Source organism: Paracoccus marinaquae (genome assembly GCF_018860165.1).
Classification (GTDB): Bacteria; Pseudomonadota; Alphaproteobacteria; order Rhodobacterales; family Rhodobacteraceae; genus Paracoccus; species Paracoccus marinaquae.
Map to the genome: position 1 here is coordinate 1 of NZ_JAHKNG010000043.1, position 16,539 is coordinate 16,539.

16 protein-coding genes are annotated in these 16,539 nt (G+C 62.5%); 10 read left to right on the forward strand and 6 right to left on the reverse strand.

All coding sequences use genetic code 11. The features are described from left to right. Positions 1–810 precede the first annotated feature (810 nt). Positions 811–2,076: an SLC13 family permease gene (locus tag KNW02_RS17180; protein WP_216034465.1), complete on the reverse strand. Its 1,266-nt coding sequence runs from the start codon at positions 2,074–2,076 to the stop codon at positions 811–813. A 134-nt stretch (positions 2,077–2,210) separates the two neighbouring features. Beyond that, a complete protein-coding gene (locus tag KNW02_RS17185; RefSeq protein WP_252734040.1) occupies positions 2,211–3,125 on the reverse strand; it encodes a LysR family transcriptional regulator in 915 nt (304 codons plus the stop codon). A gap of 185 nt (positions 3,126–3,310) precedes the next feature. Between KNW02_RS17185 and KNW02_RS17190 the strand changes: the two genes are divergently transcribed. From KNW02_RS17190 to KNW02_RS17210, 5 genes are all read left to right on the forward strand, one after another. Further along, a complete protein-coding gene (locus KNW02_RS17190) occupies positions 3,311–4,384 on the forward strand; it encodes a tartrate dehydrogenase (RefSeq protein ID WP_216034466.1) in 1,074 nt (357 codons plus the stop codon). Positions 4,385–4,392: 8 nt separating this feature from the next. Beyond that, positions 4,393–5,649, forward strand: coding sequence for a glycerate kinase type-2 family protein (locus KNW02_RS17195; protein ID WP_216034467.1), 1,257 nt, complete (start codon positions 4,393–4,395; stop codon positions 5,647–5,649). A gap of 19 nt (positions 5,650–5,668) precedes the next feature. After that, positions 5,669–7,072: a pyruvate kinase gene (gene pyk / locus KNW02_RS17200; RefSeq protein WP_216034468.1), complete on the forward strand. Its 1,404-nt coding sequence runs from the start codon at positions 5,669–5,671 to the stop codon at positions 7,070–7,072. A 24-nt stretch (positions 7,073–7,096) separates the two neighbouring features. Continuing rightward, positions 7,097–8,374 (forward strand): phosphopyruvate hydratase, encoded by a 1,278-nt coding sequence (gene eno, locus KNW02_RS17205; RefSeq protein WP_216034469.1) that lies wholly within the window; start codon positions 7,097–7,099, stop codon positions 8,372–8,374. 202 nt (positions 8,375–8,576) lie between these two features. Then, complete coding sequence (locus tag KNW02_RS17210; protein WP_216034487.1) at positions 8,577–9,815, forward strand: tyrosine-type recombinase/integrase; 1,239 nt, start codon at positions 8,577–8,579, stop codon at positions 9,813–9,815. Between the two features lie 67 nt (positions 9,816–9,882). Here KNW02_RS17210 and KNW02_RS17215 read toward each other — a convergent pair whose 3' ends face one another. Further along, positions 9,883–10,479: a hypothetical protein gene (locus tag KNW02_RS17215; protein WP_216034470.1), complete on the reverse strand. Its 597-nt coding sequence runs from the start codon at positions 10,477–10,479 to the stop codon at positions 9,883–9,885. Positions 10,480–10,962: 483 nt separating this feature from the next. Here KNW02_RS17215 and KNW02_RS17220 point away from each other — a divergent pair, with 483 nt between their 5' ends. Genes KNW02_RS17220 through KNW02_RS17240 form a run of 5 tightly spaced genes read left to right on the forward strand, consistent with a single transcriptional unit; the run spans position 10,963 to position 13,499 of the window. Beyond that, entirely contained in the window at positions 10,963–11,211 is a 249-nt protein-coding gene (locus KNW02_RS17220) for a helix-turn-helix transcriptional regulator (RefSeq protein WP_252734041.1), read from the forward strand. A 5-nt stretch (positions 11,212–11,216) separates the two neighbouring features. Further along, entirely contained in the window at positions 11,217–11,477 is a 261-nt protein-coding gene (locus KNW02_RS17225; RefSeq protein ID WP_216034472.1) for a hypothetical protein, read from the forward strand. Continuing rightward, positions 11,474–11,872 (forward strand): VRR-NUC domain-containing protein, encoded by a 399-nt coding sequence (locus tag KNW02_RS17230; RefSeq protein ID WP_216034473.1) that lies wholly within the window; start codon positions 11,474–11,476, stop codon positions 11,870–11,872. Before KNW02_RS17225 ends, KNW02_RS17230 begins: the two co-directional genes overlap by 4 nt. Further along, positions 11,869–12,834, forward strand: a complete 966-nt coding sequence (locus KNW02_RS17235) for a helix-turn-helix domain-containing protein (RefSeq protein WP_216034474.1) — start codon at positions 11,869–11,871, stop codon at positions 12,832–12,834. The genes KNW02_RS17230 and KNW02_RS17235 overlap by 4 nt, the downstream gene beginning before the upstream one ends. Then, positions 12,831–13,499: a hypothetical protein gene (locus KNW02_RS17240; protein WP_216034475.1), complete on the forward strand. Its 669-nt coding sequence runs from the start codon at positions 12,831–12,833 to the stop codon at positions 13,497–13,499. Before KNW02_RS17235 ends, KNW02_RS17240 begins: the two co-directional genes overlap by 4 nt. A 13-nt stretch (positions 13,500–13,512) precedes the next feature. On the opposite strand, the gene KNW02_RS17245 is transcribed toward KNW02_RS17240, so the two are convergent. From KNW02_RS17245 to KNW02_RS17255, 3 genes are read right to left on the reverse strand one after another with little or no spacing between them, the layout of a single operon-like run. Further along, positions 13,513–13,902: a GtrA family protein gene (locus KNW02_RS17245; protein ID WP_216034476.1), complete on the reverse strand. Its 390-nt coding sequence runs from the start codon at positions 13,900–13,902 to the stop codon at positions 13,513–13,515. Continuing rightward, a complete protein-coding gene (locus KNW02_RS17250; RefSeq protein WP_216034477.1) occupies positions 13,896–14,900 on the reverse strand; it encodes a glycosyltransferase family 2 protein in 1,005 nt (334 codons plus the stop codon). The genes KNW02_RS17245 and KNW02_RS17250 overlap by 7 nt, the downstream gene beginning before the upstream one ends. 8 nt (positions 14,901–14,908) lie before the next feature. Next, complete coding sequence (locus KNW02_RS17255; protein ID WP_252734042.1) at positions 14,909–16,435, reverse strand: ArnT family glycosyltransferase; 1,527 nt, start codon at positions 16,433–16,435, stop codon at positions 14,909–14,911. Between the last annotated feature and the right edge of the window lie 104 nt (positions 16,436–16,539).

Genomic DNA, 16,539 nt, shown 5'->3' on the forward strand with positions numbered 1-16,539 from the left:
TCCCTCAACGGCCCGGCGCATCAGCTCCCGAAACCAATCCGAAGTCCCCCGCCAAGCCGCTTCATGCGGGCTTCAGGCCGCAGACCTGCCCACGAACAGCGGAAAACGGTGAAAATTCGAGGTGCCCTATTGTTAATCATCACATGAATGGATGTGCCAATTCTTCTCGGAATGCGGCTGGCCGATAGCGTTGATCCGTGACGACCCGGCACCCATCGCGTCAACTTTGTCGGCCAATGCCTGCGTCTGCCTGCTTATGCGTGTCGTTGCAGTTTTTGGTGTCCGGTGTTGATGTGGCGTTGATGTAGACGCGCGATTGGGTGGTGGTATGGATATACCAACTGATTATCGTTTTGATATCTTTTATATTTTTGATTGCGTGGGTAGGATTTGAACCTACGACCTTCAGGTTATGAGCCGATCCGGGCAGAAATTCGAAAGTCGAACGATTTCAGCGACTTATACGACAACCGATTGATTTCTTGCGATTTCCATTCCGGCGTTCAACTGCATCAAGCGGCTTTGGGCGGAGCAACCTGCGCGAAAACTGCAGCCAAGGGTTGAGGTGGCGTTGAGGTACGCGATTAGCCTACCATCGAGTCTGCGAGGCAAAATCCTACCAAATGACTGGCTCGCATTTCTTTTTGGCGGAACGGTCGCATTCTCCAAGTGACGATCACGCCTGGCCTTCGGCCAAAGGCCAAATCTCATTTCTGGGCCTCCGGCCTGCCGTTCATGCGTTGCAAGGGAATGTGGGCCGTGAGGTTCACCTCACGGCCCAGCAAAGATTGATGAAGGGTCTGCCCTGTTCTACGGGAAGAACGGGAACAGGATCGGCAGCAGGATCATGGCGACCACTGTAGAGACCACGATCAACGGCAGACCAGCCTTTGTGTAATCCATGAATGTGTATTTGCCCGGGCCCAATACCATCACATTCGCGGGCATGCCGATGGGCGTGGCATAGGCCAGCGAGCCGCCGATCACCGTTGCCATCAGAACGGCGCGCGGATCGGCGCCGATCTGGGTCGAGATCGACAGGCTGATCGGCACCAGAAGCGCGGTCGTCGCGGTGTTCGACATGAAGTTTGTCATGACCACAGCCAAGAGGAAAATGACCAGCAGGAAGACGAACATCGGTGTCTCAGGCCCGGTCATGCCCAGCACAGTTTCGGCGATGATTTGCCCGGCGCCGGTCTTTTCCATCGCGGTCGCCAGCGACAGGATGCCGCCGAACAGGATGATCGTCTTGGCGTCGATGGAGCGATAGGCCTCATCCTCGCTGATGACGCCCAGAAGGATCAGCGCAATGGCCCCAATGGCGCCGCTGATATGCAGGCGGATGCCAATCTGCTTTTCAAACACCATGGCGAGGATGGTCAGAACCAGAACGATCAGCGATGCGTTCTTCTTCCACTGCGGGACTGAGGGGCTGGTCAAGTTCAGGCTGTCCGCCGCCATCTCTTCGGTCTTGTGATCGGGCAGCAGCCGAAAGCCCACGGTGGCAATGAACAGGATGCCGACCAGCAGGATCGGAAGGCCTACAAGCGCATATTCGAAGAAGCCGAAACTGAGCCCCTGTTCCTGCAACGCAGCCTGGGCGATCATGTTGCCCGGTGCGCCGATCAGGCTGAGATTGCCGCCCATCGCGGCCGCAAAGACAATCGGCATCAGCAGGCGGGAGCGCGCGAAGCCCGATTTCGCGGCAATCCCGATCACGACCGGGATCAGCACCGCAGCCGTGCCAGTATTCGACAGAACACCCGACATCAGCCCGGTGATCAGCATGATCGCGACAACCAACTGCCGTTCGGTCCGGGCAAAGCGCGTGACCAGCCCGCCGATCTCGGCCGCCATGCCGGTCTGGAACAGCGCACCGCCAATGATGAACATGTCGACGAACAGGATGACATTGCTGTTAACGAAGCCGTCGAACGCCTCGCCCGCGTCCAGCACGCCGGTCAGGACAAGGCTGACGCAGACGATCATGGCCGTAACGGCCAGCGGCACTCGCTCCCACACGAACATGACAATCGCAAAGAGCAGTAATAGAAGCGTAATGTTTGCAGGGTCCATGGTTTCCTCCCAGATTTCCGGTTCTGGCCCTGCGGAAGGGCACAGATCGGAACCGGAATACGCGGGAGATGACCGGCAATAAATTTGCCAGGAATTATATTAAATTTCGTGATAATAATCGGCGATTATTGGTGTCACGCGCTCGCTTCGATCGCCTGCAGGTTTTTGTCCAGCACCGCCAGTAGCGCGTCACGCTGGTCGTCACGGGTACCACGCGCCCAGGCGGCGGCGAGGATCAGCTTGCCACGCGTGGTGCCCTCGGGCAGCACCAAGGGCACGAAGCTGACGCCCGGAATCGCGATGCGGGATGCCCAACGCGGCACGATGGCAAGCCCCGTGCCGGTCGCCACCAGGTTGACGATGGTGTGCTTTTCCTCGGCGATCTGCGCTATTCTTACCGTCAGCCCTGCATCGGTGAACAGCTTTATGGTCAGATCATGCGAATGTGGACGCGAGCGGCGGTCGGGGACGATCAGCGGCTCATCCGCGATATCCTGCACCTTCAGTTCGGCGCGATCAGCCAGGGCATGACCTTCGGGCAATGCGACTACGGCAGTCTCAAAGAACAATGTCTGGAAGTGGATCTTGGGATCGCGGATATCGGGCGGGCGACAAAAGGCGATATCGAGACTGCCGCTAAGAATGCGCGGCAAAAGATGGATGGTCTTCTGCTCGACCAGCTGCACCTCGATCTCGGGGCGCTGCGCGCGCAGAAGCTGCAAGAGCTGCGGCATCAGCCCGGCCGCCGCACTGTCGATGGCGCCGACCTTCAGCACCGCGGTCTCGCTGCGCCTGACCGCGCGGATGCGCTGATCGAACAGATCGGCCTGCGCGACAAGTGCACGGGCGTCGTCAAGGATCGCCGTGCCAGCCTCGGTCAGCGCGACATTGCGAGTGGTGCGCAGAAACAGCCGCGTCTCGAAACGGTCTTCCAAGAGCCGGATCTGCCGACTCAGCGAGGCAGGTAGCATGTCTATCGCCTGCGCCGCGCGACCGAAATGCAACTCCTCGGCCACCGCCAGGAAACACCTGATCTGTTGAATATCCATGATCTCCTCCGCGATCATATTATTGCATTTCTGTATATAATTCTACGCAAATTGAGGGATCGTCTCGCCTGGCGCAATTTCGTCCTGTGATCGCCGCAGGGCGTCGCAAGGGAGGAGATACGAGGGGCACTCACGGCCCGCCCGGCGACGCATTCGGCCCCATTAACCGAATGAGGAGAAAGCCCATGAAAACCTACAAGATCGCGTCGATCCCCGCCGACGGTATCGGCCCGGAAGTCATCGCCGCCGGGTTGCAGGCACTGGAGGCTCTGGCGCGCCGCGACGGCAGCTTCCAGTTTGACGTGACTGAGTTCGACTGGAGCTCGGATCGCTACAAGAAAACCGGCGCGCTGATGCCCGAGGATGGCGCAGAACAGCTGAAAGCTTTCGATGCCATCTTTTTCGGTGCGGTCGGCGCGCCCGACGTGCCGGACCATGTGACGCTGTGGGGGCTGCGCCTGCCGATCTGCCAAGGGTTCGATCAATACGCCAATGTGCGCCCCACAAAAATCCTGCCGGGCATCAAGTCACCGCTGGAAGGCGTCGGGCCGGGTGATCTGGACTGGGTGATCGTGCGCGAAAACTCCGAGGGCGAATATTCCGGCCATGGCGGCCGCGCCCATAAAGGCCTGCCCGAAGAGGTCGGCACCGAGGTTTCGATTTTCACCCGTGCGGGCGTCACCCGGATCATGCGCTATGCCTTCAAACTGGCGCAGTCGCGGCCGCGCAAGCTGCTGACCGTGGTGACGAAATCAAACGCGCAGCGGCATGGCATGGTCATGTGGGACGAAATCGCCGCCGAGGTGTCTAAGGAATTCCCCGATGTGACCTGGGACAAGATGCTGGTCGATGCGATGACCGTGCGGATGGTCAAGAACCCGCAAAGCCTCGATACCATCGTCGCCACAAACCTGCATGCAGACATCCTGTCCGATCTGGCAGGCGCGCTGGCGGGCAGTCTGGGTGTTGCACCGACCGGTAATATCGACCCGGAAAAGCGCTTTCCGTCCATGTTCGAACCGATCCACGGCTCGGCCTTCGACATCACGGGCAAGGGGATCGCGAACCCGGTCGCGACCTTCTGGACCGCCGCGCAGATGCTGGAACATCTGGGCGAACCCGCCGCCGCCGACCGGCTGATGCGCGCGGTCGAAAAGGTCTGCGCCGATGGCGTGCTGACCCCCGATGTCGGCGGCAACGCCAATACGCAACAGGTCACGGATGCCGTCGTCGACGCAATCCGCGGCGAGAACATCTGAGGTCCGCCATGAGGGAGGAGGACGCAAAAGACCTGCTGAAGCGGATGCTGAATGCGGCGATTGCGGCGGCTGACCCCGCCGCCGTCCTCGCCCGGCATCTGCCCGAAAAGCCAACTGGCCGCTGCATCGTGGTGGGGGCCGGCAAATCCGCCGCCGCAATGGCGCGCGCCGTCGAGCGCGCCTGGCCCGATGTCGATCTGTCGGGCGTTGTCGTGACCCGCTATGGCCACGCCATAGAGACCGACCGAATCGTGGTGCGCGAAGCTTCGCATCCGGTGCCGGATGAGGCCGGGCACAGGGCGGCGGCGGAAATCCTCGCGCTCGCGCAATCGGCAGGGCCGGATGACCTTGTGCTGGCACTGATCTCGGGCGGAGGCTCGGCGCTGATGACTCTGCCGGTGCCGCCGCTGACGCTGAATGGGAAGATGCAGGTGAACCGGCTGCTGCTGGCCTCTGGCCTGACCATCGAAGACATGAACAAGGTCCGCCGCCGCCTGTCGCTGGTCAAGGGTGGCGGGCTGGCGCGGGCAGCCGCCCCGGCGGGGCTGGTGACGCTGGCGATCTCGGACGTGCCGGGGGACGATCCGGCGGCCATCGCCTCGGGTCCGACCGTGCCCGACCCGACGGCGAGCGAGGATCTGTCGCATCTGGTTGCGAAACTGGGTCCAAACCTGCCTGATGCCGCGCGCGAACTCCTGCTGCGCCCGGCCCAGCCGCAGGCCGATTTCGCGCCCGACTACCGCATGATCGCCACGCCGCAGATGTCGCTGGAAGCCGCCGCCGAAATCGCGCGCAAGGCGGGCGTCACACCCCTCCTGCTGGGCGATGCGCTGGAAGGCGAGGCATCCCAACTTGGCATCGCCATGGCGGGCATCGCGCGCGCCGCTGCTGCCCATGGCACGCCGGTAAGACCGCCTGCCGTGGTGCTGTCAGGCGGCGAGACGACCGTGACCATCGGCGACAGGAAACCGGGGCGTGGCGGCCGCAATACCGAATTTCTGCTGAGCCTCGCGGTCGCACTGGACGGCCATCCCGGTATCCATGCGCTTGCCGCCGATACGGACGGCATCGATGGCACCGAAGATGCCGCAGGCGCGATCATCGCCCCGGATACGCTATTTCAGGCCGAGAATGCCGGCCTGAAACCGCGCGATTTTCTGGACGATCACGACAGCTACAGCCTGTTCGATGGGATCGACGCGCTGATCCGCACCGGCCCCACATTGACCAATGTCAACGATTTCCGGGCGATTCTGATCGCCTGAACCCCGAAAGGAGCACCCCATGATGCGAGACAGACGCGCAAGGATCGTGGCGACCGTCGGCCCCGCCAGCGCGGCCCCCGACATGCTAGGCCAACTTTTCCGGAATGGTGTCGATACCTTCCGCCTGAATTTCAGCCATGGCGAACACGACACCCATGCGGGTGTGATCGCCGCCATCCGGGCATTGGAGGCAGAGGCGGGCGTCCCCATTGGCATCCTGCAAGACCTTCAGGGCCCGAAGATCCGGCTCGGCAAGCTCGGCGGTGGGCCGCAGATGCTGGAACGCGGTCAGATGGTCGCCTTTGCGCCTGACGAAAGGGCCGACGCATTTCCCCTGCCGCATCCCGAGATTTTCGCTGCACTTCAGCCCGGCCATCGCCTGTTCATCGATGACGGCCGGGTGCGGCTGGCTGCGCGGCGCGTCGCGCCCGACCGGATCGAGGCCGAAGTGCTGGAGGGCGGCCAGATCAGCGATCGCAAGGGCGTCAACCTGCCCGATACGGTGCTGGACCTTCCGGTCCTGACCGAGAAGGACCGTCGCGATCTGGATTTCGGGCTGGCGCATGGCGTCGATTGGGTGGCGCTCTCCTTTGTGCAGAAGGCCAGCGATCTGGACGAAATTACGCGCATCATCGACGGTCGCGCCGGTCTGGTTGCCAAGATCGAAAAACCCTCGGCGCTGGAAGATATCGACGCCATCGTGGCCAGATCCGATGCGATCATGATCGCGCGCGGCGATCTGGGCGTTGAGATCCCACCCGAGGAGGTGCCAGCCCGCCAGAAGGAGCTGATCGCGCTGTGCCGTCGGGAAAGCCGCCCGGTGATCGTCGCGACGCAGATGCTGGAATCCATGACCGCCTCGCCCGCGCCGACCCGGGCCGAAGCATCGGACGTGGCAACCGCGATCTATGACGGCGCCGATGCGGTGATGCTGTCGGCCGAAAGTGCGGCGGGTGCCTATCCGGCCGAGGCCGTCGCGGTGATGGACCGCATCATCCGCAGCACCGAGGCCCACGCACATTACGCCCGCGTCATCACCGCCTCGCGCGAAGCGGCGGCAACACCTGCCGATGCGATTGCCGATCATGGCGCAATGCTTGCCTCCGCACTTGGCGCGCGCGCCGTGGTCGCCTATTCGCGCAGTGGCAGTACCGCCGCCCGGATTTCTGCCCGCAGGCCCTTCTTGCCACTGATCGTCCTGACACGCGATCTCCATGTCGGTCGGCGGATGGCGCTGCTCTGGGGTGCTCAGGCGCTGACCGAGGATTCGGTCAATGATTATGACAGCATGGTCGAGACCGCCCTGCGCGAAAGCCGCCCGCTTGTGTCGGCGAGTTCTGGTGACAGCCTCGTTATCCTGTCTGGCGTACCCTTCGGCCAATCCGGCAGCACCAACAACATCCGCGTCGCGACATTCGCCTGACCCATCCGACGAAAGGAACAACTCATGACCGCCATCATCGACATTTACGCGCGTGAGATTCTGGACAGCCGTGGCAATCCGACCGTCGAGGTCGATGTCACGCTGGAAGACGGCACCATGGGCCGGGCAGCCGTGCCCTCGGGCGCTTCGACCGGCGCGCATGAGGCCGTGGAAAAGCGTGACGGCGACAAGTCGCGCTATATGGGCAAGGGCGTTCTGGAAGCTGTCGCCGCCGTGAACGGCGAGATCGCCGAAAATCTGGTCGGCGAGGATGCAACCGATCAGCGTGCCATTGACGAAATCATGATCGAACTGGACGGCACCCCGAACAAGGGTCGCCTGGGTGCGAACGCGATCCTTGGCGTGTCGCTGGCCACCGCGAAAGCTGCTGCTGATGCTTCGGCTCTGCCGCTCTATCGCTATGCCGGCGGTGCTGCCGCGCATATCCTGCCGGTGCCGATGATGAACATCATCAATGGCGGCGAACATGCCGATAACCCGATCGACATCCAGGAATTCATGATCATGCCGGTTTCCGCGGAGAACATCCGCGAGGCCCTGCGCATGGGTTCCGAGGTGTTCCATACGCTGAAAAAGGAACTGTCGGCGGCGGGCCTGTCCACCGGGATCGGCGACGAGGGCGGCTTTGCCCCGAACCTTTCCAGCACCCGCGACGCGCTGGATTTCATCCTGAAAGCTGTCGAAAAAGCGGGTTACAAGCCCGGCGACGACATCATGCTGGCACTTGACTGCGCCTCGACCGAATATTTCAAGAACGGCAAGTATGAGATGGTCGGCGAAGGCAAGACCCTGACGCCGGGTGAAAACGTCGATTATCTGGCCGCACTGTGCGGCGATTATCCGATCCTGTCGATCGAGGATGGCTGCGCCGAGGATGACTGGGATGGCTGGCGCCTGCTGACCGAAAAGCTGGGGAAATCGGTGCAACTGGTCGGCGACGACCTGTTCGTGACCAACCCCGCCCGTCTGGAAGAAGGCATCCGGCTTGGCTGCGGCAACAGCCTGCTGGTCAAGGTGAACCAGATTGGCACGCTGTCGGAAACGCTGGACGCGTTGCGGATGGCTGATCGCGCGGGCTATACGTCGGTGATGTCGCATCGTTCCGGCGAAACCGAGGATGCGACCATCGCCGATCTGGCGGTGGCTACCAATTGCGGGCAGATCAAGACCGGATCTTTGGCCCGGTCCGACCGGCTGGCGAAATACAACCAGCTTATCCGTATCGAGGAAATGCTGGGCGCTTCGGCTGTCTATGCTGGCCGCTCGATCCTGCGCGCGTGAGCTCCTTTCGATTCTCGAGGTCCGTTTCAGCGCGCCTCCGGCTTTCAGTAACGCTTCGAGTCCTTTCAACGAAGGCGACACCGGCAACCCCCTCGCCGACTTCCGCCACCTTCCGCCTCCCTGCCGGTCTGATGGGCGATGTATGACTTGCCCTGCGCGCGAGGCTGAGCCTCATGTGGGACGCAAGAAGGAGGCGATGGGCATGGTGAAGCGATTGAGGTTGAACGAGAAATCGGTGCGGGAGGCGGCGCCGGAACCGGGACGGGACTACCAGATCTTTGACAGCGAGGTTCGGGGGTTTGCGATCTGCATCTACCGCTCGGGCAACCGGGCTTTTACTCTGGATTACCGCCATGCCGGACGGCAGCGGCGGATGACGCTGGGGCGCTGGCCGGAATGGTCGACGGCTGCGGCGCGGGAACGCGCGAAGGAGCTGCGGCGCGATATCGATGCCGGGGGCGATCCGCTGGGCACCAAGGAGGACGGGCGTGAGGCGCCCCGGTTCAAGGATCTGGTTGACCGCTATACCGAGGTGCATCTGCCCAATCTGGCGAAGACCAATGCGTCCGATCAGCGCTCCATGCTGACCAAGCTGGTCGGGCCGGACTGGAACAACAGGCTCGTCACGGAAATCACGCCCTATGATGTCGAAAAGCTGCTGAACCGGATCGCCGAGGGCCGGTGTCGTCCCCATAAGGCAAAGCCGAACAACCGGGCAAGGAAGCTGCAGGGCGCAAAGCCGACGCCGGTGCGCGCCAACCGCGTCGGTGAGGTGCTTCGAAAGATGTTCACCTATGCGCAGGGCTGGGGCTGGCGGGAGGATAACCCGGCCTCTGGCTTCCGCCGCCGGATCGAGAACCCGCGCGAGCGGTTTCTGTCGCAGGACGAAATCCGGAAGCTTGCTACCGCGCTGGACGCGGCCGAGGATCGGCGCGCGGCGGATATCATCCGGCTCTGCATGCTGACCGGCGCGCGGGTCGGCGAGGTCCGGCAGGCGCGGTTCGAGCATTTCAACCTTGAACATCTGAGCTGGTCAAAGCCCGCCAGCATGACCAAGCAGCGCAGGATTCACCGGCTGCCGATCTCGGACGAAGCCGCAGCCATTGTTCGCCAAAGGCAACTGCTGGTGCCGCGCGGCTGCTCATACCTGTTTCCGGGCGATGTGCCCGGCCAGCCTGTGAAGGAAATCCGCCGCTTCTGGCATCAGATCCAGAAGCAGGTCGGGATCGAGGATGTCCGGATCCACGACCTGCGGCACACCTTTGCCTCGCTGCTGGTCAGCGGTGGCGCGTCGCTGGAAATGATCGGCAAGCTGCTCGGTCACAGCCAGACGCAGACCACGGCGCGCTATGCCCATTTGATGGATTCGCCCCTGCGTGCTGGCGTCGATGCCGTGGCCAGCGCCTTCCGGCCGAAGCCGGTGCTGGTGCATGATGCATGATGCCGGGGCGCAAGATGATCAGGCGCGCAAAAGCGCCTGACCAATCGTCGGCTTCTCGCAAGGGGCGCTATGGGGTTTCCCGCAGCGCCCGCCAGATCGGGGTCAGTCGCCTTCGGATCGTACTCTCATCAGGTATCTCGCGACCCGGAGAGGTCGTTGCGAACCAGTCCTGAACTTCCGCAACCCATTCACCCTGCGTTGCAGGCAGGCCATCCTCGTGCAGACGGACCATCTGCGAGATATAAAGACCTTCCCAGTCATAGCGGGATGGCGCACCGCCCGGATCTGCCGCACGCTTGGCGAGACCGTGGGCAATCTCGAACTCGTAAACCTCATTCGCGAGGATCAGCAGGTCGGAGGGTTCGACGGTGATGTGATTTTCGGGATCCGCGATCATCACCCAGTCCTTCTGGCCAATTGGTCGAACCCGCCGGATCACGCGGCGTTGCGGCCCGCTGGCCCAGCGCCGGAACATGCTGAGGATATCGACCACGGGCACCACGACCAGCCCTGACAGAATCGTCCCGTTCTGCTGGATCGGCTCGATCGCCATGACGACCTCGGGCTTTCCGTTGATGGCCCAACCCGCCAGATCGTCGAGGCTGCAATCCCATCTGATCGCAACTTCCTGAACCGTGAAAAACGTGCGTTGCGGCAATCCCATCTTCTTTCGTCTCCCTGCTCGTAGGCGCTGGGCTGCCCTTCTTCCGATCCCAAAGCGCCTTGCCTCAATCCTCTCGCGCGCAGACACAGATTTCCCGATCACGGGCCTTGCAAAGGCTCGCGTCGCTCGACCGCATCCGGCGTGATTGGCCGACTTCTTCACCACCAGAACGAGACTTGTCCAGACGATTTCACTGGGGACAACCGACTCTTTGTTCTTGACATGTTCCAGCCCCAACAAAGGCTGAATCTGACACCGGCGACCGGCAGAACCGGTTCTGCCGGTCGCCGGATTTTGCCTCTTGACAGCCTGTCTCGCAGTGCATGCGCATCGCCAAACCCAGCAAAACATGGGGTGGCATAACCTCCGGGAGGTTACGCCACCTTCCGCCTCCCTGCCGGGCCTTTTTATGTGATTGTTCTTCTCCCCGTCAGCGGCCCGGTCCGGGCGATGCAAGATGGAGGCAAGAGCATGACACAACCCATGAGTGCGGAACCGACGGTTGAACCGCGCTTGCTGCGCGGCTGGATCAGCCGCTACGATCTGGCGCAGGAGCTTGGCCTCACGGTCGATACGCTGGGGCGCTGGGAGCGGCGGCGGAAGGGTCCGGCCTGTGTCCGCGCCGGTCGCAAGATTTTCTATCGGATGAGCCTGGTGCAGGACTGGTTGCAGTCGCAGGAAATGCCGCGGGTCACCGACGCGAAACCCGGCAAGGCGCGGGGGCGGAAATGAACGCTATGTCCCAGATTCCCGATGCCGCTATCGATCATAGCTCTACGACCGATACTGCCTGCCCGCCGGACTGGCCCGCCCAGCGCCTCTCTGAGGCCCGGGGCATTGTCGCCGATTTCGTCCATCACCCGGACAGCCTGATCATCCTGGCCTGCCGCGCCATCGCCGCGCACAGCCCCGAAGATCAGGAACGCCGCGAGGCCTTGGCCCTTGCCGGTCTGCTGATCGCCGTGTCGAACCGCAAAGCGAAAGGTGGTGACGCATGACCCGTCGAACACCCGAGGCCGATATCCAGCGCACCATTGTCCACACATTGCGGATCGTCCTGCCCCGCGATGCCATCATCCACCATTCCGCCAATGAGGTCGGGTCGGGTGGCAAGGCCGCACGGCAGCGCCAGGCGATCCTGACCGGCATGGGCGTGTTTCCGGGCTTTGCCGATCTGGTCGTCCTGACTGGCGGGCAGGTGTTGTTTCTGGAGGTCAAAAGCCCGTCCGGCCGCCTCAGTCCGGCCCAGAGAGCGTTCCGCGACATGGTGAAGGCCCAAGGGTTCGGCTGGGCGCTGGTCCGCTCCGTCGAGGACGCGCTGGGCGCGCTCGCCGATCACGGCATCACGACGCGCGCCCAAGCGCTAAACCCGCGACGGAGGGCCTGCGCATGAGCCACTACGCGACCAACTGGGCCATCCTGCAGCGTGGGCTGAAGCCCGCCACCAAGATCGTGCTCTGGCATCTCTGCGACCGCCACAATCCGGATTTTGGCTGCTTTCCGACGCAGGCGCGGCTGGCGGCCGATTGCGAGATGTCGGTGTCATCCCTGAACGACCATCTCCGGGCGCTGGAAGAAGCGCGGCTGATCCACCGGGTTCGCTGTCACGATCCGCAGACGCATCGACGCCAGGCGACGCGCTACATCCTCGGCTTCGAAGATCGGTTTCCAGATCCGTCGGACGAAGAAGACGACTGCGCTTCCGAGCCCGACGATGGCGATGACAGCGACGATCCATGTCCGGATTCCGGAGATGGAGCCATCTCCGAAAAATCGCCAAAGCCATCTCCGAATTTGGCCGGTTTCCATCTCCGAAATTCGGAGACTAACCCTGTAAGAGAACCATTAAGGGAACCAGTAAAGGAGGAGGAGGGCGCGCGAGCGCGCGATGATCGATTTGAAGAGTTTTTTGAAAGGCTGCTCGACGCGCTGGGTTTGGACACCGATGCGGGGCTTCCCGGCTGGTGGCAGGGATGGCCACCCCGCGAACATGTCCGTCGCTGGATTACCGATCTCGGCCTGACCGAGGACCGGATCGTCGCGGTGGCCCGCGACAGCCGCAGCACCCACCCCAATCCGCCGGATGGACCTCGGGCGCTGGACAGGGCCATGGAACGGGCGGCACGGACAGCCGAGGCAAAGACACCCGCTGAGGGCGAAAAACGCCGCAAGCGCAGCGGCAAGGCTGCGGATACGCCGCGCGCCAGCATGGACGAAATCGCGGGCTTTTACGCCGGGCTGGTGAACGGGGATGGCTATCTGCCCTCCAACGCCATCTCGAACACCGTGCGCAATGCCATGCTGGAGCGCGGTCTGGTCACGGCCGAACGGCTCAGGGCGCGGGGTGTGCTGTGACGGTTCACACAAACTTCCCGAACTGCAGCACCCGAACCAAACGCGCGCTGGGCGTCCAGCAGGTGCTGGAATGGGCCTTTCGCACCGAGAAAGCCCGGCTGGAACTCCCTGAGCCACCTGACCCCGAACGCGGTGACGGTCCTGGCTTCGGCCTCGAATATGTGCTGATGCAGCGCGCCGCGCTGGGCTGTCGGATCGATGGCGGCCGATACAAGCCCGACAGTTCCACCCATGAGGATGCCGAGGTCGTCGCAGCCTGCGTGGCTGGCCTGCCGACCTCTCTGGGCGGGTTGCGCATGGCGATCCGCATCGCCGAACTGGCCCGTGCCGGGGTGACGCCGGACTGGATGCCAAACGCAGTGCCCCGCTGCGTGCCGGTCGAGATGAAGCGCAACCAGCACGGCGAACGCTCGGTCACCATCGCGATCGGCACGACCCGCGTGCTATCACGCGGCAAATGGCGGACGGTGGAGGTTCGCGCCTGCCCGGTCACATGGTCACCGCATCCGGATCAGATCAGAGCTGCGCGTCGCCACTACGCGCAATGGTGGCTGGCGCTGGAATGGGTTCGGGACGGGCTAATCGCGGGCGGCATGCTACGCAGCATCGACGTCACCGATGCCATGCCGAAGAGCGAGCCCTGGCGAGCCAGCACCCGTGTATGATGACCCTGAACCATCACGGCGTTGGCGAAGGATCAGGTTTGAAGGCCCAGTATCGCGACAGGAAAAATGTGAACATCGCAGCGAGCAAGGTCGAGACGAGCAGAGTCAGCTCCGCAGGGGCCGCTACAAACTTCAACAACAGTGCAAGGCTCGACTCATTGGCGATGAACCCAAGGACTGCGACGATCACAAAGCGGAACAGCGAATTTTGCACATCCACACCATGCCCGGCGAAGGTGAACAGGTGATGCCCCCAGAAGCTGACAATGAAAGCGGTGGCGAAGGCTGCGGCATTGCCGATCAACGGGGCAACGCCAAGCCGGATCAGCATGATCGCGACGGCCAGATGCACCAGCGTCGCCACCCCTCCGGTCAGGGCGAAACGCGCGGCGGCGCCTAGCATTCGGGCATCGCGGCGATGGTGACATCTTCGGCAATCAGATAGCCGGGGCGACCTTTGACCTCACTGAAGACGCGGGCCAGATATTCGCCCAGCACGCCAATGGACATCAACTGAATGCCGCCGAAGAAGAAAATCGCCACCGCCAGTGTCGACCAACCGGGCACATCGTGTCCCAGAAACAGGGTGCGGCTGGCCAGGAATAGTCCGTATAGGATCGAGAGCGACGCCAGGACCATGCCGATCCCGGTCCATATGCGCAGCGGCCAGTCGGTAAAGGCGGTCAGCCCGGTCATGCCTAGTTTCAACAAACGGCGGAAGCCGAATTTGGTGCTGCCACCACCACGAGGCTGCAACTCGACCGGGATCGCAAGCGAACGGAAGCCTACCCAGGCATAAAGCCCCTTCATGAAGCGGTTGCTTTCGGGCAGCGCACAAAGCGCATGGACGACCTTGCGATCCATCAGCCGGAAATCGCGTGCACCGGCAGGCATCGGCACTTCGCTTCCGATGTTCAGGAAACGATAAAAGGCGGCGGTGAAGCGGCGCTTCAGCCAGCTTTCGTCGTTACGATGGGCCCGCACGGCATAGACGATCTCATAGCCCTCGCGGTATTTCTCAAGCATCGTGTCGACATAACGCAGGGGCTCCTGCAGGTCAGCGTCGAGGATCACAACCGCCTTGCCCGCCGCATGGCGCAGCCCTGCCATGATCGCCTGTTCCTTGCCGAAATTGCGCGACAGGCGCAGCAGGCGGACCGGCACGTCCCAATGACCGGACTGCACCAGTTCCAGAGTTGCATCGGTGCTGCCGTCATCGACCACCAGAATTTCAGATTGCGGAACCAGCCTGCGCGCCTTGCGCGACACCCGGTTCAGTGTTTCCACGATAGTCTCCGCCTCGTTAAAGGCCGGAATGACGAAGGACAGATCCGGCATCGTCGGACCGAGGTGGAGTGCCCGTGGCATGGTGCTTGCCGTTTCGCGGGTGATATCCTGCATGCGACCCATCATTTCACCTCGCCTGCGGCTGGAGTGACGAACAGGACATGCCGTCCATATTCACCTAGGCTTTCAAGTCCGAATGCTGCGGCCGCTGTAGCTTGATCGGGCGGCACCGAAAATGCAGCCGGTGCGCCGTCAATAGCCAGCCTTGCAAAGTCTTCGTTCTCAATGGCCCGCGCTTTGCCGCCCGAATAGAATTCAGCCGAGTAGCTGCGACCACCGAGGGTATAAAGTTGCGCGTCGGGCAATGCCGCACTGGCTGCGGCGACCAGCGCCTTGTCGGATTTCAGCCGAATTTGCTGAGGTGCAAAAATGGCGCCCGAGGTCAGCGAGAGGAAAAGCGCAAATATCGCCGATGTCGCGATAGCGAAACCGACCCGCGTCGCACGACCCGGCTGAGTCTCGAACACCTCTGCGAACAGCACGACCAGCAGGACAGCGGCGGCAGGCAGACCGGGAAGAACATAGGCGGCAAGGATGTTGGATGCCGGTGTGAACAGGAAGACCGGCGACATTGCCCAAAGAAGCAGATAGAGCAGCCAGCCAGAACGATCCTGTCGGAGCGTCGTGACGGTCTTGCCGGGACGGGTCAGCAACAAGGCCGGAACCAAGCTCCACGGCAGGGCGGCCATCAGCCAGAACAGCCAGATCATTCCCTTGGCCTCCTGATGCCCGGACCCGTAAAGATCGCCCTGCCAGCCCGGGGTCAGAAAGCGCTGCACATGCTCTCCGATCAGGAAATAGTGCAGGAAGCCGGGAGTCGCGATTTCGGCGGCGACATACCAAGGCACGACCAGCACCATCAGCAGTGCCATGCCGCGTAGCCAAGGAAGCAGGCGCAGCAGATGCCAGTTCCATGTCAGCGCCAGCCACAGCGTCAACGGTATGGCACACAGCACGACCGCCACCGGACCCTTGGCCAGCATCCCGAGTGCCAGCCCGAGGAAGACGGCATAACCCCAGCGACTACCCGCCCCGGTGACCGCCTGCCAGAACCCGACCATGACCAGTGTCGTGCCCAGAACCATCGGCATGTCGGTCATCACGAAGGCAGACGCACCAAAGAACATCCCCATCGTCGCCAGTACGACAGTCGCGATCAATGCGGTGTTACGCCCAACGGTATCGCGCACCCAGAGCCAGATGAGAAACAGCACCGCCAGCGCGGTCAGCAAGATCGGCAGGCGTGCGGCAGCCTCATTTACACCAAACAGCTGCATCCCGCCCGCCGACAGCCAGGTATGCAGCGGCGGTTTACCCCAAAAGGGCACGCCATATTCGAATTGCGGCGTCAGCCAGTTTCCGGTCTCGACCATCTTGCGCGCGATTTCCGCATAGCGCGCTTCGGTCGTGTCGGTGAAGTGCACGGCAAACATCGCCCAAATGCGTAGAAGCCCGAAACCTGCCAGAACCGCCAGCAGAAACCAGCGAGCGGTGCTATCCAGCTGCATATCACGCAGCGTCGGGCGCAAAAGTTGTCGGGCGTGAGTCGCCGCTGGCCGCTGGGCCGGATAGGCCTCGTTTATTGTCATTTTCTGGTCCTGCTAGATAGGCGAAGAGTTTGTATTCACCGCCATTTACCAAGCGAGACCTGTCCGGGCCGTTGCCGGAACTATACCAATCCGTAATGTCCCAA